Annotated in this window: 18 protein-coding genes and 1 pseudogene; 10 read left to right on the top strand and 9 right to left on the bottom strand. The window is 70.7% G+C overall.

The genetic code is table 11. The features are described 5' to 3' along the window. Positions 1-10 precede the first annotated feature (10 nt). Positions 11-1,630, top strand: coding sequence for a D-aminoacylase (locus AB0D49_RS04340; protein ID WP_362750433.1), 1,620 nt, complete (start codon positions 11-13; stop codon positions 1,628-1,630). Positions 1,631-1,640: 10 nt separating this feature from the next. Here the strand turns inward: AB0D49_RS04340 and AB0D49_RS04335 are convergent, their stop codons facing one another. Next, on the bottom strand, positions 1,641-2,492 hold the full coding sequence (locus AB0D49_RS04335) for a serine protease (protein ID WP_362750430.1): 852 nt from the start codon (positions 2,490-2,492) through the stop codon (positions 1,641-1,643). A 239-nt stretch (positions 2,493-2,731) separates the two neighbouring features. On the opposite strand from AB0D49_RS04335, the gene AB0D49_RS04330 reads away from it, so the two are divergent. From AB0D49_RS04330 to AB0D49_RS04305, 6 genes are all read left to right on the top strand, one after another. Next, positions 2,732-3,943 (top strand): pyridoxal phosphate-dependent aminotransferase, encoded by a 1,212-nt coding sequence (locus AB0D49_RS04330; RefSeq protein WP_362750427.1) that lies wholly within the window; start codon positions 2,732-2,734, stop codon positions 3,941-3,943. A 114-nt stretch (positions 3,944-4,057) separates the two neighbouring features. Then, a complete protein-coding gene (locus AB0D49_RS04325) occupies positions 4,058-4,489 on the top strand; it encodes a hypothetical protein (protein WP_362750424.1) in 432 nt (143 codons plus the stop codon). 292 nt (positions 4,490-4,781) lie between these two features. Beyond that, the gene (locus tag AB0D49_RS04320; RefSeq protein ID WP_362750421.1) at positions 4,782-5,855 is read left to right on the top strand and encodes a substrate-binding domain-containing protein; all 1,074 of its coding nucleotides are present in this window, start codon (positions 4,782-4,784) and stop codon (positions 5,853-5,855) included. A gap of 14 nt (positions 5,856-5,869) precedes the next feature. Beyond that, positions 5,870-7,099: a toxic anion resistance protein gene (locus AB0D49_RS04315; RefSeq protein ID WP_362750418.1), complete on the top strand. Its 1,230-nt coding sequence runs from the start codon at positions 5,870-5,872 to the stop codon at positions 7,097-7,099. Next, positions 7,096-8,661 carry a VWA domain-containing protein gene (locus AB0D49_RS04310; protein WP_362750415.1) on the top strand — a complete coding sequence of 522 codons (1,566 nt, stop codon included), beginning with the start codon at positions 7,096-7,098 and terminating at the stop codon, positions 8,659-8,661. The genes AB0D49_RS04315 and AB0D49_RS04310 overlap by 4 nt, the downstream gene beginning before the upstream one ends. After that, positions 8,648-9,250 (top strand): hypothetical protein, encoded by a 603-nt coding sequence (locus AB0D49_RS04305; RefSeq protein ID WP_362750412.1) that lies wholly within the window; start codon positions 8,648-8,650, stop codon positions 9,248-9,250. The genes AB0D49_RS04310 and AB0D49_RS04305 overlap by 14 nt, the downstream gene beginning before the upstream one ends. Before the next feature lie 78 nt (positions 9,251-9,328). On the opposite strand, the gene AB0D49_RS04300 is transcribed toward AB0D49_RS04305, so the two are convergent. The 3 genes from AB0D49_RS04300 to AB0D49_RS04290 all read right to left on the bottom strand — a co-directional run bounded on the left by AB0D49_RS04300 (position 9,329) and on the right by AB0D49_RS04290 (position 11,541). After that, positions 9,329-10,087, bottom strand: coding sequence for a Mut7-C RNAse domain-containing protein (locus AB0D49_RS04300; protein WP_362750409.1), 759 nt, complete (start codon positions 10,085-10,087; stop codon positions 9,329-9,331). 33 nt (positions 10,088-10,120) lie between these two features. After that, positions 10,121-10,762 carry a TetR family transcriptional regulator gene (locus AB0D49_RS04295; protein ID WP_362750407.1) on the bottom strand — a complete coding sequence of 214 codons (642 nt, stop codon included), beginning with the start codon at positions 10,760-10,762 and terminating at the stop codon, positions 10,121-10,123. 62 nt (positions 10,763-10,824) lie between these two features. After that, a complete protein-coding gene (locus AB0D49_RS04290) occupies positions 10,825-11,541 on the bottom strand; it encodes a hemolysin III family protein (protein WP_362750404.1) in 717 nt (238 codons plus the stop codon). A 297-nt stretch (positions 11,542-11,838) separates the two neighbouring features. On the opposite strand from AB0D49_RS04290, the gene AB0D49_RS04285 reads away from it, so the two are divergent. Next, positions 11,839-13,662 carry a phosphoenolpyruvate carboxykinase (GTP) gene (locus AB0D49_RS04285; RefSeq protein WP_362750401.1) on the top strand — a complete coding sequence of 608 codons (1,824 nt, stop codon included), beginning with the start codon at positions 11,839-11,841 and terminating at the stop codon, positions 13,660-13,662. A gap of 479 nt (positions 13,663-14,141) precedes the next feature. Further along, on the top strand, positions 14,142-14,771 hold the full coding sequence (locus tag AB0D49_RS04280; protein WP_362750398.1) for a class I SAM-dependent methyltransferase: 630 nt from the start codon (positions 14,142-14,144) through the stop codon (positions 14,769-14,771). Between the two features lie 33 nt (positions 14,772-14,804). Here AB0D49_RS04280 and AB0D49_RS04275 read toward each other — a convergent pair whose 3' ends face one another. Together AB0D49_RS04275 and AB0D49_RS04270 are read right to left on the bottom strand one after the other, a co-directional pair. Next, positions 14,805-16,046, bottom strand: coding sequence for a hypothetical protein (locus tag AB0D49_RS04275; RefSeq protein WP_362750395.1), 1,242 nt, complete (start codon positions 16,044-16,046; stop codon positions 14,805-14,807). Positions 16,047-16,338: 292 nt separating this feature from the next. Next, positions 16,339-16,569, bottom strand: a complete 231-nt coding sequence (locus tag AB0D49_RS04270) for a helix-turn-helix transcriptional regulator (RefSeq protein WP_362750770.1) — start codon at positions 16,567-16,569, stop codon at positions 16,339-16,341. Between the two features lie 12 nt (positions 16,570-16,581). Here AB0D49_RS04270 and AB0D49_RS04265 point away from each other — a divergent pair. Continuing rightward, positions 16,582-17,603 (top strand): annotated as a pseudogene (locus AB0D49_RS04265) (transposase); the annotation flags it as partial. 76 nt (positions 17,604-17,679) lie between these two features. On the opposite strand, the gene AB0D49_RS04260 reads toward AB0D49_RS04265, so the two are convergent. The 3 genes from AB0D49_RS04260 to AB0D49_RS04250 are packed head-to-tail and all read right to left on the bottom strand — an operon-like array spanning position 17,680 to position 19,380. After that, positions 17,680-18,264 (bottom strand): PASTA domain-containing protein, encoded by a 585-nt coding sequence (locus AB0D49_RS04260; RefSeq protein WP_362750392.1) that lies wholly within the window; start codon positions 18,262-18,264, stop codon positions 17,680-17,682. Continuing rightward, a complete protein-coding gene (locus AB0D49_RS04255) occupies positions 18,261-18,809 on the bottom strand; it encodes a SigE family RNA polymerase sigma factor (protein WP_361531038.1) in 549 nt (182 codons plus the stop codon). Before AB0D49_RS04255 ends, AB0D49_RS04260 begins: the two co-directional genes overlap by 4 nt. 31 nt (positions 18,810-18,840) lie before the next feature. After that, positions 18,841-19,380, bottom strand: coding sequence for a hypothetical protein (locus AB0D49_RS04250; RefSeq protein ID WP_362750388.1), 540 nt, complete (start codon positions 19,378-19,380; stop codon positions 18,841-18,843). Positions 19,381-19,496: the final 116 nt, after the last annotated feature.

Here is a 19,496-nt window from a genome sequence, read left to right as displayed (position 1 = left end):
GCCCGGCAGCATGGCAGAGCTGGTTATCAGGGACGCGGACGTCGTCGACGGCACGGGCGCCCCCGCCTATCGCGCGGACGTGGTGGTGGACGGCGGCCGGATCGTCTCGATCGTCCAGGAGGCCGCCGCGTCCGGCTGTCAGCGGCCCACCGCGACCCGGGTGCTGGACGCGGCGGGGCTGACCCTCGCCCCCGGCTTCATCGACATGCACGCGCACAGCGATCTGGCGCTGCTGCGCGACCCCGACCACAGCGCCAAGGCCGCGCAGGGCGTGACCCTGGAGGTGATCGGCCAGGACGGGCTGTCCTACGCCCCGGTGGACGACCGCACCCTCGGCGAGGTGCGCGCGGCGATCACCGGCTGGAACGGCAACGGCGACGACATCGACTTCGACTGGCGCTCGGTCGGCGAGTACCTGGACCGCCTCGACCGGGGCATCGCCGTCAACGCCGCCTATCTGATCCCGCAGGGCACGGTCCGGGCGCTCGCCGTCGGCTGGGAGGACCGCGCGCCCACCGCGACCGAGCTGGGCCGGATGAAGCGGCTGGTCGCGGAGGGCCTGGAGCAGGGCGCGGTGGGCATGTCGTCGGGGCTCACCTACACCCCGGGCATGTACGCCGAGGACGCCGAGCTGACCGAGCTGTGCCGGGTGGTGGCCGCGTACGGCGGCTACTACTGCCCGCACCACCGCTCCTACGGGGCCGGGGCGCTGGAGGCGTACCGGGAGATGGTGGCGCTGACCCGGGAGGCGGGCTGCGCGCTGCACCTGGCGCACGCCACCATGAACTTCGGCGTCAACAAGGGCCGCGCGCCCGAACTGCTGGCCCTGCTGGACGAGGCCCTCGCCGCCGGGGCCGACATCAGCCTCGACACCTACCCCTACACCCCCGGCTCCACCACGCTGGCCGCGCTGCTGCCGAGCTGGGCGGGCGAGGGCGGCCCCGCCGAGGCACTGCGCCGGCTGACCGACCCGGAGACCGCCGAACGCATCCGGCACCATCTGGAGGAACTCGGCTCGGACGGCTGCCACGGCGTGCCGGTGGAGTGGGAGACCATCGAGATCTCCGGCGTCACCAGCCCCGAGCTGGCCGGATATGTGGGCCGGACCATCGCCGAGTCGTCCGCCGCGCGCTCCGAGCCGCCCTGGACGACGGCCCACCGGCTGCTGGTCGAGGACCGGCTCGGCCCGACGATCCTCCAGCACGTCGGCCATGAGGAGAACGTCCGGCTGATCATGCGGCACGCCGTGCACACCGGCGGCTCGGACGGCATCCTCCAGGGCGCCAAGCCCCACCCGAGGGCGTACGGCACGTTCCCGCACTACCTCGGCCGGTATGTACGGGAGCTGGGGGTGCTGTCGCTGGAGGAGTGCGTGGCCCGGCTGACCTCGCGCCCGGCGGCCCGGCTGCGGCTGCCCGACCGGGGCACGGTCCGTGAGGGGTACCGGGCCGACCTGGTGCTGTTCGACGCGGCGACGGTGGCGGCGGGCTCGACGTTCGAGGCGCCGCGCACCCTGCCGGTGGGCATCCCGCACGTCCTGGTCGACGGGCGGTTGGTGATCGAGGACGGCCGGCGCACGGACGTGCTGGCGGGACGCTCGGTCCGCCGCACCCCGGCCGCCCAGGGCTAGCCCGCGCCGGTTACGGCTTGGGCAGTGTGCACCCGGCCGCGTTCAGGTCGAGCTTGCTGTCCAGGCCGAAGCAGGCGGCCAGCGGGTAGGTCTGCTGGGCGTAGTTGATGCCCTGGCGGACGGTCACCGTGCCGTTCGCGTCGACCTCGCAGGGGTTGTTCAGGGTGCAGCGCTGGCCGCTCTCGTTGCCGGTGTTGTTGACGGCGACGACCCGGCCGGTGGTCTGGTCGACGACCGGGGAGCCGGAGGTGCCGCCGATGGTGTTGCAGGCGGAGGTGTAGCGGACCGAGTCCTTCCAGGTCCAGTCGCCCTCCTTGAGGCGGTACGCGAAGCCGTCGACCGAGCAGTTGTAGATCCGCTTCCAGTAGCCGGAGACCACGCTGATCGCGGTCCCGGCGCTGGGGCGGGTGTCGCTCAGGGTCAGCGCGCTGATCCCGTAGGAGCTGCGGATCTGGGCGTAGGTGCTGGTCAGCTGGTAGACCGCGACATCGGTGTCGGTCATCGTGGCGTAGGCGATCTTGCTGGCCCGCAGGGTGGCGACCCGGGTCCCGGCGGAGTTGAGCAGCCCGAAGGTACGGGTGGAGGCGCGGTCGACGATCACCTGTCCGGCGGCCGGGAAGCCGCTCTCCAGACAGTGTCCGTTGCTCATCACGAGCGCGGGGTCGTCGTCGGCGGAGTCGGACATCCGGACCACCGAGCCGGAGCAGTTGCTGAGCGCGACGGTCCCGGCGTAGTTCACGGCCTGGACGGCGGGCGCGGGTGCGGCGCCGGAGGCGGTGTCCGGGGTGACGGCGACCGCGGGGGCGGCGGCGATGCCCGTCGCGGCGACGGCGGCGAGGGCGGCGAGCAGGGGCTTGCGCATGTGGGGGGTCCCCTCCTGCGGAGATGTGCGGAGAAGTGCGGAGACGTGCGCTGTCTTGTCATGGACATCATCAGCAGCGGGGGGCGCGGCCACAAGGACGCCTCCGCAGCCGTAGGGGTTTCCCTCACACCCCTCCTCCGTCCGCACGCTCCCCCGTCTGTGCGCTCCCCGCCCCGTCCGTGTCTCATGTGGCGGAAAGCACCACGCGGCCCCCGCTACCCGGCCGTAAGCTCCTTGACATGCAGGTGATCCAGTCGACCAAGCTCGCCAACGTCTGTTACGAGATCCGGGGCCCGGTTCTTGAGGAGGCGATGCGGCTGGAGGCGGCCGGTCACCGCATCCTGAAGCTGAACACCGGCAACCCGGCCGCGTTCGGCTTCGAGTGCCCGCCGGAGATCCTGGAGGACGTCCTCCGCAATGTCTCCACGGCCCATGGCTACGGCGACGCCAAGGGACTGCTCGCCGCCCGGCGCGCGGTGGTGATGCACAACCAGACCCTCGGCATCGAGACCGACGTCGACCATGTCTTCATCGGCAACGGCGTCTCCGAGCTGATCACCATGGCGATGCAGGGCCTGCTGGACGACGGCGACGAGGTGCTCGTCCCCGCGCCCGACTACCCGCTGTGGACCGCCGCGGTCTCGCTGTCCGGCGGCACCGCCGTCCACTACCGGTGCGACGAGCAGTCCGACTGGATGCCCGATCTCGCCGATCTCGAGCGCAAGATCACCGACCGCACCAAGGCGCTGGTGATCATCAACCCGAACAACCCCACGGGGGCCGTGTACGACGAGGAGATGCTGCGCGGGCTCACCGACCTCGCCCGCCGCCACGATCTCCTGGTCTGCTCCGACGAGATCTACGACAAGATCCTCTACGACGGCGCCACCCACACCCCGACCGCCGCCGTCGCCCCCGATCTGCTCACCCTCACCTTCAACGGGATGTCCAAGGCGTACCGGGTGGCCGGGTACCGGGTCGGCTGGATGTCGATCTCCGGTCCGCGCGCGCACGCCGCGTCGTACATCGAGGGCCTGACGATCCTGGCGAACATGCGGCTGTGCGCCAATATGCCGGGGCAGCACGGGGTGGTCGCCGCGCTCAGCGGACGGCAGTCCATCGCCGATCTGGTGCTGCCGGGCGGGCGACTGAAGGAACAGATGGACGTGGCGTACGAGGCGCTCACCCAGATCCCCGGGGTGACCTGCGTACGGCCCAAGGGGGCGCTGTACCTCTTCCCGCGGCTCGACCCCAAGGTGTACCGGGTCAAGGACGACCGTCAGCTGGTGCTGGATCTGCTGCGGCGCGAGAAGATCATGGTCGTGCACGGGACGGGGTTCAACTGGACCGAGCCGGATCACTTCCGGGTGGTGACGCTGCCGGGGGCGGCGGATCTGAAGGACGCGGTGACTCGGATCGGGGAGTTCTTGGACGGGTACGCGCAGTACTGAGTGCGCCGCCGAGGTGACCAGGGGTGACCGGCCGGGTCCGTTGTTGTGATCCACCCCTTGTTTAGACTCGATCTAAGCTAGGATGGCTTCCGTCAGAGTTTCTGGAGGCCCCCCATGTACGAGCCGATCCGTACCAAGTCGGTCCACAGCACCGTGGGCGACACCGTCTCGGACTTTCCCCACCGGTCCCGTGAGGAAGAGCTGGATATTCAGCTCGCGGGGCATCTTGCCGCGCTGCTCGCCGTCACCGACGAGTTGCGGGCGGTGGCTCCGTCCGGGGAGCTGGACGCGGCGGCGGGGCGGATCGCGGAGCAGGTGGCTCGGTTGCGGGGTGGTGCGTCTGTGGTGCGGGCCGGTGTGACTCGGGGCGGGCGGGATGTTGCCGGGTTGCATACGCGGGCGCTTGCGGTGGCGGGGCGGGCGTTGGTGGTGGCTGCGTCTCGGGCGGATACGGTGGTGGCAATTTTGGCTGCGGAGCGGATGGATGTACATGCCGGCGCCTCCGGCGGGTCGCGGGAGTTGAGTGGGGCGGCGTCCAGGGGCTGAGGTTGGCGTCTGGGGGGCGGGTGCGGGTCGTGGTCGGTTCTCGCGCAGTTCCCCGCGCCCCTGAAGTGGGGGCTTGCGTCCCGGGAGTGAGTGCGGGTCGTGGTCGCTCTTTGCGCAGTTCCCCGCGCCCCTAAAAGCATGTGCCTCGCGCCTCTTTGACAGGGAAGCCGCGTCCCTGCGAGGACGTGGCCCTCGGGTCTCTTTGAGGGCGTGGTGATCCGGGACCGGTACGTCATCTCTTGTTTACCGGGGTTGATGGGGAACGTTGGGTTCCGGGAGCACGCTCCGTCGGGTGAGACGAACTATTGGAATAGTCCTCGCGGTGCTGCTGATCGGTGGCGTGGTCGCCGCTGTTCTGGTGGGCCGGGACGAGGACGCGGGCACGGCAACGAAGACCGTGCAGGCTGTCATCGGGTCGGAGAAGGCCGAGTTCTTCGCCGATCCTGAGGTCATGGAGGCGCTGGACGCCCGGGGCTACCGGGTGGAGGCGGAGACCTCCGGGTCCTGGGCCATGGAAGGGCTGGAGCTTGAGGGGTACGCGTTCGCGTTCCCGTCCAGCCAGGCGCCGGCCGACGAGTTGGCGAAGAAGCGGGGCGTGCAGCAGCCGCTGCCCCGGCCGTTCTACTCACCGCTCGTCGTGGTCGCCCATCGCAACGCCGCCGATGTGCTGGAGCAGAGCGGGCTCGCCTCCGTCGACACCGAGCATCGCGGCACGCTGAAGATGGCGGCGTTCCTCAAGGCGGCCGGGGACGACGAGCGCTGGCAGGACCTCAAGGGGTCCGGGCCGTACGGGGAGCTGACCGGCACGCTCTCCATCGCCACCACCGACCCCGAGACCTCCAACTCCGGCGCCCTCTACCTCGCGGCCACCTCCTATGTCGCCAACGACGGGCGGGTCGTGGCCTCCGACGCCGACATCGACCGCACCGCGCCGCTGCTGCGCAAGCTGGTCAGTGTGCAGGGCGCCCAGCAGTCCAGCTCCGACGCCGCCTTCCGGGACTTCGTCAGCGGCGCCGGGAACCCCCTGGTGTGGGTGTACGAGTCCCAGGTCGCCGCCCTGCTGACGGCCGGTCAGGGCGTCGACGACCTGGTGGTGCTGTACCCGGACACCACCGTCAACAGCGACCACACCGTCGTACCGCTCACCGACGACGGGCGGAAGATCGGTGAGCTGCTCAGCACCGACCCGGCGTTGCGCGAGCTGGCCGTGAAGCACGGGTTCCGGCCGCAGGGTGCCGCGCCCGAGTTCACCGAGGCCACCGCGGACCGTACCGACTATCTCAACCAGAAGCTGACCGGCGTCCGGCAGGCGCCCGTGCCCACCTCCGCGGTGCTGCACGAGATGGCCCGCCGGGCGCGCGGATGAGGGGGACAGCCACCATGACCGAGTTCGACGGGCTCCTCGGGGCCAGTACCAGTCAGAACAGCAGCCGCAGCAGTGAGGAGACCTTCACCCTCACCCCGCCCGAGCCGGTGGCCGCCGTGCCGCGCGAGAAGGCCGGCGGGCTGGTCCCGGTGGACGAGAGCGTCCGCGGCGACATGGCCCGCAAGGCCGCCGACTATGTGGCCGGGCTCGCCGCGCTCGACGCCCGCTCCCCCGAGTTCGCCGGGAAGGTCGGTGAGATCACCGCGCTGGGCGCCGGGGAGATGCGCACCGCCGCCGCCCAGTCCAACCGGATGCTGGAGCGGACCGTGCGCTCCCTGCCCGGCAAGGGCGGCGACCCCTCGGCGAAGGTCGCCGGGTCGCTGGTGGAGCTGCGCCGGGTGGTGGAGGACCTCGACCCGCGCGAGCTGCCCACCGCCAGGACCCGCAAGTTCCTGTCCCGGCTGCCCGGCGGCAACAAGCTGCGCGACCACCTCGCCAAGTACGCCTCCGCGCAGGGCACCCTCAACCGGATCGTCGGCTCGCTGCGCGGCGGACAGGACGAACTGCGCCGGGACAACGCGGCGCTCCAGACCGAGCGGGTCCGCCTGTGGGAGACCATGGGCAAGCTCCAGGAGTACGTGGTGCTGACCGAAGCCCTGGACAGCGCCGTCGCGTCGCACATCGCCGGGGTGGAGGCGACCGGGGAGCCCCAGGCCGCCGACTCGCTCCGGGCCGACGTCCTCTTCCCCGTCCGGCAGAAGCACCAGGACCTGCTGACCCAGCTCGCCGTGTGCGCCCAGGGCTACCTGGCCATGGACGTCGTACGCCGGAACAACGACGAGCTGATCAAGGGGGTCGACCGGGCCGCCACGACGACCGTGTCGGCGCTGCGGATCTCGGTCATGCTGGCGTCCGCGCTGGACCATCAGAAGAAGGTGATCGAGCAGGTCAACGCCCTGCGCGGGACCACCGAGGACCTGATCCGGGCCAACGCCGACATGCTCGCCACCCAGAGCGGGGAGATCCAGCGGATCGCGGCCGACCCGGCGGTCGGCGCGGAGACCCTGCGCGCCGCGTTCCAGCAGATCTACCGCACCCTCGACACCATCGACTCCTACAAGGTGCGGGCCACCGAGGCCATGGCGACCACCGTGGAGTCCCTCACCAGCGAACTCCGGCACGCCAGCGCCTATCTGGAGCGCAGCCGCGCACAGGGCGCGCTCGAAGGGGGCGGCCAGGTATGAGATCAGGTAGGGGATATCGGCTGCGGGTTCTCGGCCTCGTCTGTCTCACGCTGCTCACCGGGGGCCTCACCGGCTGCTCGGTGATCGACAACTCCGATCCGACGCCCGAACCGACGTACCAGGCAGGCACGCTGCGGGTGCTCGCCTCCAGCGAGCTGAGCGATATGACGGCGGTCCTGGACCTGGTCCGCCGGGAGACCGGCATCACCGTCAAGCCCACCTACATGGGCACCCTGGACGCCGTCGACCTGATCGCCGAGGGCGAGGCCGACACCTCGTACGACGCGGTGTGGCTGTCCTCCAACGACTCGCTGCGGCTGCGGCCCGAGGCGGCCGGGAAGATCCTCTCCGAGACGTCCGTGATGTCCAGCCCGGTCGCCATCGGCGTCAAGCCCGCCACCGTGACCACCCTCGGCTGGGACCCCGGTGACGTGACCTGGTCGCAGATCGAGGAGGCCGTGCAGGACGGACGGCTCACCTACGGCATGACCGACCCGGCCCGCTCCAACTCCGGTTTCTCCACCCTCGTCTCGGTCGCCTCGGCGCTGTCCGGCGCGCAGTCCGCGCTCACCGACGCCGATGTGAAGAAGGCGGCGCCCCGGCTGAAGGAGTTCTTCCAGGGGCAGCAGCTCACCTCGGGCTCCTCGGGCTGGCTGGCCGAGGCGTACGAGCGGCGCGGCGATGTCGACGCGCTGCTCAACTACGAGTCCGTCCTCACCGGGCTGCCCGGCCTCACCGTGATCCGCCCCACCGACGGGGTGATCACCGCCGACTACCCGGTCTCCTCGCTGGCCGCCTCCCCGAAGACGGCCCGCGACGACGTCCGCAGGCTCACCGAGGCGCTGCGCTCCCCCGAGATCCAGCGCGAGATCACCGCCCGTACCCACCGCCGCCCGGTCGTCCCGTCCGTGGACCCCGCCCCCGGCCTGGACACCGAACGCCGCCGCGAACTGCCCTTCCCAGGCAGCCGCTCGGTCGCCGACGGCCTCCTCGACGCGTACGAGAACGAACTGCGCCGCCCCTCGCGGACCGTGTACGTCCTCGACACCTCCGGCTCCATGGAGGGCGACCGCCTCGACCGGCTGAAGACCGCGCTCACCGCCCTCACCGGCGACTTCCGGGAGCGTGAGGAGGTCACCCTGATGCCGTTCGGCTCGGATGTGAAGAGCGTGCGCACCCATGTCCTCGACCCGGGCGACCCGAGCGCCGGACGCGCCGCGATCCGCGCGGACGCCGACGCCCTGGAGGCCGAGGGCGACACCGCGATCTACACCTCGCTGGAGAAGGCGTACGACCAGCTGAGCACCGACCGGGACACCTTCACCTCGATCGTGCTGATGACGGACGGCGAGAACACCACGGGCGCCGGGGCCGACGACTTCGACGGCTTCTACGCCGGACTCGACACCACCGGCAAGCAGACCCCCGTCTTCGCGATCCTCTTCGGCGACTCCTCGAAGGAGGAGCTGGAGCACATCGCCGACCTGACCGGCGGCCGTCTCTTCGACGCCCAGCAGGGCTCCCTGGACGGCGCCTTCGAGGAGATCCGTGGCTACCAATAGGTTCGTCGGCTATCTGGAGTCCCGCAAGAACATCACCGGCAGCGCCTGCGGCCTGCTCGGCCTCGCCCTCACCTTCACCGGGGTCGCGGGCCCGTACTGGCCGGTGGTCGTCCTCGGCCTGTACGGCGCCGGAGCGCTGATCGCCCCACCGGAACGCCCCACGCTCCCCGACTTCCCCGACCCGTCCGCCCAACTGGACGAGATCCGCGCCGACTTCACCATCCTCCAGGACTACCTCTCCGGCGTGGACCTGCCGCCCGGCACCGCGACCCGGCTGCGCGCCCTCACCGATGTCCTGGACGCCCTCCTGGCCCCGGGCTGGGTCGCCGAGATCCTCGCCCAGGACCCGGAGGGCGTGCACCAGGTGTCCCGCGCGGTCCGCCAGGACATCCCGGAGGCGGTGGACGCCTTCGTCCGCACGAGATGGTGGCACCGCATGACCCCGGGCCAGGACCCCCCGGAACACCACCTGGAACGCCAACTGACCCTCCTGAACGAGGAGGCCCACCACCTGACGACAACCTTGAGAGAAACAGAGTCAAGCCGCCAGGAATCCCACACCCGCTACCTGGAGGACCGCCAGCAATAAGGCTTCTGGGGGCGCTGGGGGTACCCCCTCTGGGGGAGGAACTGCGCGACCAGCCCCCACCGCCCCGCACCCACCGAACTACCCCACCCGCCCCTCGCCGGAGGCCACCGCCCGGTCCACGATCGCCCGCAACCGCTCATGATGCGCCCCCTTCCAATACGCCCGCCCGCACTCCCCACACCGCGCGAACACGTCGTACGACCGCTCCGTACCCCCCTTCAACTGCCCCACCACCTCATCCTTCGTCGCCGCGACCAACACCCCGTTGCACGCGGTGCACCGCGTCCACGGCCGCAACGCGGGAGCGAACCGCCCCAGCACGTCATCGACCTGCTCCTCCGGCCGCGTGCTGTACACATACGCCCCCGCCCACAGCTCCCGCCGCCGCAGCAACCCCCGGTCCCGGCTCAGCAACACCCTCCGCTCCGCCGCCGACCGCGAGGCGAGCACCGCGTCCCCCAGATCCGTGGACGAGTACGCCGCGTCCACGCCCAGCAGCCGCAGCCGCCGCGCCAGCGTCCCCAGATGCACATCCAGCAGAAACCGCGGCTCACCCCCCGGCACCCGCTGCGGACGGACCACCGCCCGGACGTCCACCCGCTCCCCGTCCGCCGGAATGTGCCCCACGGGCACCTCCCGCCCGTCCACCACCAGCGCCCCGACCTCGGTGAGCGGCACGCCCAGCGACTCGATCACATGGCCCAGCGTGGACACCCCGTCGACGGCGAGCGCGCTGACCCCCGCCCGCCGGGCGTGCGGCACGAACAGCGCCAGCTCGGGCGCGACCTCCACCTGGATCTCAGGTCCGCTTCGGCTCACCCACGTCACACCGGTCATGCGGCCAGGATGGCACGGTCGTACCGGACCGCCTCAGGGGTTTTCCCGGACTCCAGGACCGTGCGCCAGGATCTCCACGGCCCGGTCGAAGAGTTCCGCGAGATCGTCCCGGTAGCCGTTCTCGGCCCAGTACAGGGACGCTTCCATCATCCCCCCGACCAGCGCCATCGCCCAGATCCGCACCTCCAGCGAGCCGGGGTCGCGCCCGGTCCGCTCCCCGATGCCCCGGCACAGCACCCCACCGGTGGCGGACAGGCTCTCCATGGCCCGCGACCGCACCGCCGGTACGTCCACCATCAGCCGCATCCGCAGCCGTACCAGGTCGGGGCTCTCGGTGAACCCGAGGGCGACGGCCCGCCGCACCAGGAACCGCACGGACTCCAGCAGCGGCTCGTCGGCGGGCCGCTGCCGCAGATCGGCCAGCATCAGCGGGTCGTACTCGTCCGTGAGGACGATGTCCTCCTTGGTGGGGAAGTAGCGGAAGACGGTCGACGGCGACACCTCGGCCCGGTCGGCGATCTGCTCGACCGTGGTGGCCTCGTACCCCTGCTCCTCGATCAGCCCGAAGGTCGCCGTGCGGATCGCCGTGCGGGTCTTGATCTTCTTCCGTTCCCGCAGTCCCAGCGGGGGGCGGTCGGCGGGGGAGGTGGTCTGTGCGGCCGTCATGACCGCCATTGTCGGTCATCCGCCGCCACCGCGGCCATGACCGCGACACGGCCCCCTCCCGGCTCCTCGGGCTACGCGTGCTGGTACGCCACCAGGGAGATCCCCACGTAGTGCACCACGAACGCGGCGAGGGTGAAGGAGTGGAACACCTCGTGGAAGCCGAACCAGCGCGGGGACGGGTTCGGGCGCTTCATGCCGTAGATCACCCCGCCCGCGCTGTAGAGCAGTCCGCCGACCACGACCAGCACCAGGACGGCGATCCCGCCGGTGCGCAGGAAGTCCGGGAGGAAGAAGACGGCGGCCCAGCCCATCGCGATGTAGCACGGGGTGTAGAGCCAGCGCGGGGCGCCGACCCAGAAGACCCGGAAGGCGATCCCGGCGAGCGCCGCCGCCCAGATCCCCCACAGCAGCCACTGCCCCTTGGCGTCGGGCAGCAGGAGCATGGTCAGCGGGGTGTACGTACCCGCGATGATCAGAAAGATGTTCGAATGGTCCAGGCGGCGCAGGACGCCGTCCATGCGCGGGCTCCAGTTGCCCCGGTGGTAGAGCGCGCTCACCCCGAACAGCAGACAGGCCGTCAGCGCGTAGATGGCGCAGGCCAGCCGGGCGCGCGGGGACTCGGCCAGCGCGGTGAGCGCGAGACCGGCCACCAGCACCGCCGGGAACATGCCCAGATGCAGCCAGCCGCGGAGCTTCGGCTTGACCGGATGCGGCAGGGCGAGAGCGGCGGAGACGCGATCGGCGACCGTCGTCGAGTCCCTCGGCGCGTCGGAGGCATGCGCAGTCATGCGCCGATGGTAGCGAGGACACCGTAAGTCGGGCATCAGGGAGCCTCCCAAGGGGCGGTCATGCGAACTCAACGTGTACGCAAAGAGACGGAGAGAAACACAGAGTTACGTGGGATTCCTCACGCCGCTCAGGTGGGCGCCGCTCTGGACAGATGGGCATACACCTCGCATGATCAGATGAGTGCGGTCGGCACCGGATGAGCGCCAAGCAGCATGAGTGCGGCAGCTGCGAAGCATCCGGGTCGCAGCCCCCACGGGGCAGCAGAAAAGACAGTGAACCCTCAACTAGGAGCGATCGTGGCGCGCGATATCGCGGCTCCCCCCGTCATCCCGACCCGACACCAGGAACTGATCTCGTGGGTCAACGAGATCGCCGAACTGACCGAACCGGACAGCGTGGTCTGGTGTGACGGATCAGAGGCGGAGTACGACCGCCTCTGCGAGGAACTGGTCGACAAGGGCACCTTCCGCAAGCTCGACCCGATCAAGCGCCCCAACTCCTACTACGCGGCCTCGGACCCCACCGATGTCGCCCGCGTCGAGGACCGGACCTTCATCTGCTCCGAGAAGGAGGAGGACGCGGGCCCCACCAACCACTGGAAGGCCCCCGCCGAGATGCGGGAGATCTTCGCCGGTGACAAGGGCCTCTTCCGTGGCTCGATGCGCGGTCGCACCCTCTACGTGGTGCCGTTCTGCATGGGCCCGCTCGGCTCCCCGCTGTCCGCCATCGGGGTGGAGCTGACCGACTCGGCGTATGTCGCCGTCGCCATGCGCACCATGACCCGGATGGGCCAGCCCGTCCTGGACGAGCTGGGCACCGAGGGCTTCTTCGTCAAGGCCGTGCACACCCTGGGCGCCCCCCTCGCGCCCGGCGAGGCCGACGTCCCCTGGCCCTGCAACCAGACCAAGTACATCTCCCACTTCCCGGAGACCCGCGAGATCTGGTCCTACGGCTCCGGTTACGGCGGCAACGCCCTGCTCGGCAAGAAGTGCTACGCCCTGCGGATCGCCTCCGTCATGGCCCGCGACGAGGGCTGGCTCGCCGAGCACATGCTGATCCTCAAGCTCACCCCGCCCACCGGTGCGTCCAAGTACGTCGCCGCCGCCTTCCCGTCCGCCTGCGGCAAGACCAACCTCGCCATGCTGGAGCCCACGATCTCCGGCTGGACGGTCGAGACCATCGGCGACGACATCGCCTGGATGCGCTTCGGCGACGACGGCCGGCTCTACGCCATCAACCCCGAGGCCGGTTTCTTCGGCGTCGCGCCCGGCACCGGCGAGCACACCAACGCCAACGCCATGAAGACGCTGTGGGGCAACTCGGTCTTCACCAATGTGGCCCTCACCGACGACAACGACATCTGGTGGGAGGGCATGACCGAGGAGACCCCCGCCCACCTCACCGACTGGAAGGGCAACGACTGGACGCCGTCCTCGGACGTCCCCGCCGCCCACCCCAACGCCCGCTTCACCGTCCCGGCGTCCCAGTGCCCGATCATCGCGCCCGAGTGGGAGGACCCCAAGGGCGTCCCGATCTCCGCGATCCTGTTCGGCGGGCGGCGCGCCACCGCCGTACCGCTGGTCACCGAGTCCTTCGACTGGAACCACGGGGTCTTCCTGGGCGCCAACGTGGCCTCCGAGAAGACCGCCGCGGCCGAGGGCAAGGTGGGTGAGCTGCGCCGCGACCCGTTCGCCATGCTGCCGTTCTGCGGCTACAACATGGGCGACTACATGGGTCACTGGGTCGACGTGGCCAAGGACAAGGACGCCGCGAAGCTCCCGAAGATCTACTACGTCAACTGGTTCCGCAAGAACGACGAGGGCAAGTTCGTCTGGCCCGGCTTCGGTGAGAACTCCCGTGTCCTGAAGTGGATCGTGGAGCGGCTGGACGGCAGGGCGGAGGGCGTCGAGACGCCGATCGGTGTGCTGCCGACCGCTGCCGCGCTGGACACGGACGGGCTGGACCTCGCCGCGGAGGATCTGGAGTTCCTGCTCACCGTGGACACAGAGATCTGGCGTGAGGAGGCGGCGCTGGTCCCCGACCACCTGAACACCTTCGGGGAGCACACGCCGAAGGAGCTGTGGGACGAGTACCGGGCGCTGGTCGCTCGACTGGGCTGATCCCCGTCACGTCCCTCTTGGATTCCGCGGTCGGCCGGGAACCGACAGTGCCCTGACCAGCAGTATCGTCACGGTCGACCGCGGATGTTTTATGGCGGGCCGCGCTCAGCGCTGCGCGCGGCTTGTGGGCCCGTCCCCTGTGTCTCCGTCCGCCCCGACGGAGGTGGGGGGCGGGCTCTCGTCGTGGGCGGGTGGGGTTGGTGGCCGGGTGCGGGTCGTGGTCGCTTCTCGCGCAGGCGGGCATTACCGGTCGTGATACTGGTGGGCTCGCGTATTCAACTGTCGCCAGTTGTCCGAGGAACCCAGCCCGCTGGTGACCGGCTGTGACCGCCAGCGGTATCGGCTCCATGTCCCGCTGGTCTCGTTGCGGAGCCGGGTGGTGGTCTTGTCGTGATGGCCGAGAGCGTCCGCGGCGAGGGCGCGGGATTCGGGACGGGGCGGGAGAACAACTGCGAACAGCGGGTGTTAACTTCCTTCCCGTGGTGGAGCACCAGGACGAGACCAGGGCGGCCTACGACGGGGTCGTCGAGCTGTACGCGTCGTTGTTCGCTGATCGGCTGGAGACGCAGCCGTTCTCGCGGAACATGATCGGCATCTTTGCCGAGCTGGTGCGTGGGACGGGGAACCTGCGGGCAGCCGATGTCGGCTGCGGGCCCGGACATCTGACGGCGATGCTGCGTGACCTGGGGCTGGACGCCTTCGGGCTCGACCTTTCCCCAGCCATGGTCGACCACGCCCGGCGGGCCCATCCGGCGCTGCAGTTCGACGAGGCGCGGATGGAGGCCCTGCCAGTCGAGGACGGCGCGCTCGGCGGCGTGCTGGCCCACTACTCGATGATCCATACCCCGCCTGGGGAATTGCCCGCGCTGCTCGCCGAGCAGGCGCGTGTCCTGGCACCAGGGGGCCTGCTCTTGGCCTCGTTCTTCGCGACCGACGGGCCCGAGCCGGTCCGCTTCGACCACAAGGTGACGCCCGCCTATAGCTGGCCGGTGGACCAGTTCGCCGAGCTGCTGGATCGGGCGGGGCTCGTCACGTTCGCCCGACTGCTCCACGACCCGGCCTCTGAGCGGGGCTTCCTCGACGCCCACTTGCTGGCCCGCCTCCGCTAGAGCATGGCCTTCGGTACTGGTGGGCTCGCGTATTCAACTGTCGCCAGTTGTCCGAGGAACCCAGCCCACTGGTGACCTTGTGTGGTCTCCCGAGGCGTATCGGCTCCAGGTGCCTCCGGCTTGGGCGGCCAGCTTGGCGGTGGTGACCTGGTGGTAGCCGAGGGCGTCGGCGACGACGGGGGCGGGCATCTCCAGGACGTGCTGGCGGATCGCGGAGGCCCGGCTGGCGATGGTGGGGATGCCGAGGTCGTTGACCAGAGCCGAGAGAGCGTCGGGGTGCATCGGCTGCCCGGCCCGGCGCCCGGGGAACAGCCAGCGCGAGTCGCGGTTCGTCGCGGTGTTCATGTTGTCCCGGTTCGGGATCCAGCTGAGCAGGAGTTCGGCGACCGGTCCGGGGACCGGGGAAGGTGGTTCGCCGAGCCGTAGGAGGACTTGGTCGCCGTCGTGGACCACGTCGTCGACGGTGAGGCGGACGACGCGGCTGAGCGGTTGCGCGTAGAGCAGGACGATGGCGGCCGCGGCCCGGGGCCGCAGCGGCAGGTCGTGATCGGTCAGGAGGCGTCCGAGCAGGTCAACGCGTTCGTGTTGCGGGAGCGGTGTCGCTTGACGGATCACTGCGGCGGGAAGACGGAAGCGCCTGGTGAGCTTGCTGGCCATGCACCACAGCAGGAAGGGCCGAATGGTGTTGCGGCCGTGCTCGGTGTGCTCGACGTGCCAGGCATCGATGTCGGTCTGACGGCAGGTGGGCAGGGTGAGGCCGTGCTCGGCGAGCCATCCAAGGAACGCCGTGGCGTGCTTGACCTGGTCGCCGGCATAGCGGCGGCTTGCCGGGGTGAGCGGCTTCCTCCCCGCCCGGGTGCGGAGCTTCGGCAGGATTTCCCAGGTGGCGAATCGGCGGACGAGTTGGGCGTGGTCCGGTTCGGTGATGTCGGCGAGATGGCCGACGAGCCACCGCTCGAAGGAGCAGATCTGCTTGTCGACGGCGGGGAGCACGCCGCAGGCCATCAGGAGTTCCCGCAGGTGGGAGGCTGCCCGCCAGGGCTGGAGAGGGTGGAATGCCTCGTGGGTCAGCTCGATCTCCCCGAGGCGAAGGCGCCGCATCAGGTGTTCGGGCGAGTCGGTCCGTCCCTTGCGGGTGTAGAGCCAGGTCAGGCCGGACAGCGGGTTGTCCATGGCGAGCAGGGAGTCAGCGAGCGGGACGAGTTCGGGGCGGATCCGGCCGGTGCCGTCGTCCAGGAGTTCAGCGAGGCGGTCGGCGAAGTGCAGCGAGTGCACAGGTGCCGGGCGTGGAGTTTGCCCTCGTGTCCGCAGCGGACGCACTGGTAGGAGACGGTGAAGCCCGCGCAGTCCGGGCATATGGACGCGTCGTCGTCGGTCCGCAGGCCGGGGAGTGCGCGGTCGGCGCCGCAGCCGGGGCAGTGTCCACGAACCCGTAGGGCCTTGTCGTGACAGGTGCGGCAGACATATCCGTCCGGCCACCGTGCGGCAAAGCAGCCGTGGCGTGTGCAGCGGGAGCATGTCTTTTTGTGCCAGCGCTCGTATTGCTCGGCGGTGGTGTAGGCGGGGCTCATGCGTCGGGCAGGATGCGGGCCGGGCGGGGACGCAGCTTCGCGACGTTGTCAGCGGGCGGCGCGGGCAGGTCGCCGGTGGCGGTCTTGCGGACCCCCGCGTTCTCGGCGGTGGTGGCCACCAGGTCGGCCGGAGTGCAGGCCAGGATGTCGCAGAGCGCGGCCATGACCTGCAACGACAGCCGTTCCGGCGTGCCGGAGACCATTCGGTGGACCTGGGAGGCGGACAGGTCGATGCCGCGCTCGCGCAGAGCTGGGGCGGCGGGATGCTCGCCTCGGTGGACGGCCTGCGGTTCGTGGTGCCCAAGCGCAGCATCAACTCGGCGCCCTCGCCCCAGAATTTGGGCCAGAAGAGGGGTCTGACCTGGCTCAATGCCCTGAATGACCAGGTTTCTGGGATCGGCGCGATGCTGGTGCCCGGCACCCCGCGCGACTCCCTGTTCATCCTGGACACCCTGCTGAACCTGGACGGCGGGGTGCGCCCGGAGATGGTGGCGACCGACAACGCCTCGTACTCCGACATGGTCTTCGGGATCTTCAAGATGCTCGGCTTCCGCTTCGCGCCGCGCTTCCGCGACCTGGCCGACCAGCGGTTCTGGCGCGCCGACATCCCCGGCGAGCAACCGGCCAGCGGCTACGGGCCGCTGGAGGCCATCGCCCGCAACAAGGTGAACCTCAAGAAGATCCGCGAGCAGTGGCCCGACATGCTGCGGGTGGCCGGGTCGCTGATCACCAACCAGGTCCGCGCCTACGACCTGCTGCGGATGTTCGGCCGCGAAGGCCACCCCACCCCGCTGGGGCGGGCGTTCGCCGAGTACGGCCGGATCGAGAAGACCTTCCACCTCTTCGACCTGGTCGACCCGGTGGACGACACCTACCGGCGCCGGATGAACCGCCAGCTCACCGTGCAGGAGTCCCGCCACACCCTGGCCCGCGCGATCTGCCACGGCAAGCGCGGCCACATCCAGCAGGCCTACAAGGACGGCCAGGAGGACCAGTTGGCCAGCCTCGGACTGGTCCTCAATGCCGTGGTGCTGTGGAACACCCGCTACCTCGACGCCGCCGTCGAGCAGCTGCGGGCGCTGCCCGCCGACCAGCGCGAGCACGACGTCCTGGACGAGGACGTCGCCCGCCTGTCCCCGCTCAAGGCCGGCCACCTGAACGTCCTGGGCCGGTACGCCTTCCCCCCTCCCAGCCCGAAGGCGCTCTGCGTCCGCTGCGCGACCCGGACGCGGTGGACGACGACGACCAGGACGACGAGTAGCTCCGGCGGCCCAACCGCGAGGAACGGGCGGGCTGGGGCGCCGTCCGCCGGTGCGCGGGCCGAAGGGCCCGGTCGCTCAGGTTCTGCCGGGTTTGCCCGTCGAGACCAGCAGGAGGACGGACGAGCCCGGTGCCACCGGTTCTGCGCCGCCCCGGGGGGCACTGCTGATCACCTGCCCGGCGGGAGCGTTCCAGTCCGTGTGCCGCATGATCGTGCAGCCCAGTCCGAGTCCGCGCAGCAGGCTTCCGGCCTGTTCGACCGACATGCCGGCCAGGTCCGGCAGCGCGATGCCCGCTCCCTCGGTCTGCTCCTGCTCCTGCTCCTGTGTCGGAGTCGCATCGGCGCTTCCGCTCTTGGGGGTGCCGGTGGCGAGCGGGGTGCACGCCCCGTTCGCCGGTGGGGACAGGGACGGGGAGGCGCCGGGCGCGGGCGGCACGGGCTTCAGCGCGAAGAACCCCACCGTGGCGCACGCCAGCACGCAGCACGCCGCAGCGGTGCCGAGGAGCGCCCGGCGGGTGCGGCTGCGGCTGACGACTCGCTCGATCGCGGCCGCGTCGACGACCGGCGCCGTCGGCCCGTCGGCGAAGGAGGCCACCGCGGCACGCAGCTCGGCTTCGAGGCCCGGCTCGAACGGGGCGGGTCCGGACGACGTGTTCCTCACTTCGTACCTCCGAAAGCGGCCGACGGGGTGTGCGGCGCCTGGGCGCCCGATACGGAATCGCGCAGCTTGGCCAGGCCGCGGGCGAGCTGGGATCTCACCGCACTCGAAGAGATGTCCAGGACGCCGGCGATCTGCCGGGCGTCCAGATCGTGCAGGTAGTACAGGACCACCACGCTGCGCATGCCCATCGGCAGCCCGAGCAGTGCCTCGATCAGTTCCGCGCGCAGATCCACCTGCCCGAACCGGTCCCGGGGGTCGGCCGTCTCGGGCACCCCCGACAGCCCGGGGCGCTCGCCCAGGCGCGACAGCCGCCGCCAGCGGTCGTTGGCCAGGTTGACCAGCACTTTGCGCACGTACGCCTCCGGCGAGTCCGCCACCTCGACCTTCCGCCAGTGTCGGCACGCCCGCTCCAGCGCCTCCTGCACCAGATCCTCGGCCACGTGCACGTCACCGGTCAGCGCATACGCGGTGCGGAACAACGCTCCCGACCGCTGTGCGACGAACTCCGTGAATCCGTTGCCCGGACCGCTCCTGCGAAACCTCACCCGCCGACCTCCTCTCCTCGTCCCGTCCCGATCACTGCCCCCATGACGGCGGAACGGGGCCGGGTGCTGCACCGAGCCGTCGGCAGTGACGTGAATCACAACTGGGACGGAAGGGTGTCCCAGGACCTCGCGCCGCTGCCGCCCGGGGTGGGGGCGGGGCCCGGCGTCCCGCGCGGGCGGACGCGACGCCGCTCTCGACCTCGGCGAGTTCGCCCCCGCCGGCCCCGTCCTGCGGGTCATCCCCGGCGGCCGGGACAACCGGCCCGGGTCGGCAGGCTAACGGCCGGCCGTCGCCTTCGCCGTGCTCTCGGAACCACTCGGCGACATCGTGCACCTCGTGCACCCGGCGCCCGGTGACTTCCTCGTGCAGGTCCATGTCCTCGGTGTCGAGGGCGATCAGGATCGCGGTGCCGCGCAGGGCGGAGGCGACGTTCAGCAGGTCCTCGTCGCGGTAGTCCTGCATCCGCCAGCCGAGATCGCCCATCCGCTCGACCAGCAGCCGCAGGCCGCCCGCGGCTGCCACGGCCTGGCGGGCGAGAGCGGCAAGCTCGGCGTTCCGGTCCTCAGCCACACCTCCAGCGCGCGCCCGTTCTGGCCGGGCCGCCCCCAGCAGCGAAGATCATTCCTTAGCGCTAACCGCTGTACCGCTGCCACTCGCGACCGATTACACCCGGGCAACTCAGAAGG

This window comes from Streptomyces sp. NPDC048290, from assembly GCF_040652095.1.
GTDB lineage: Bacteria > Actinomycetota > Actinomycetes > Streptomycetales > Streptomycetaceae > Streptomyces.
Note: the sequence above shows the minus strand (reverse complement) of the source record. Positions and strands in the feature narration are given on the sequence as shown.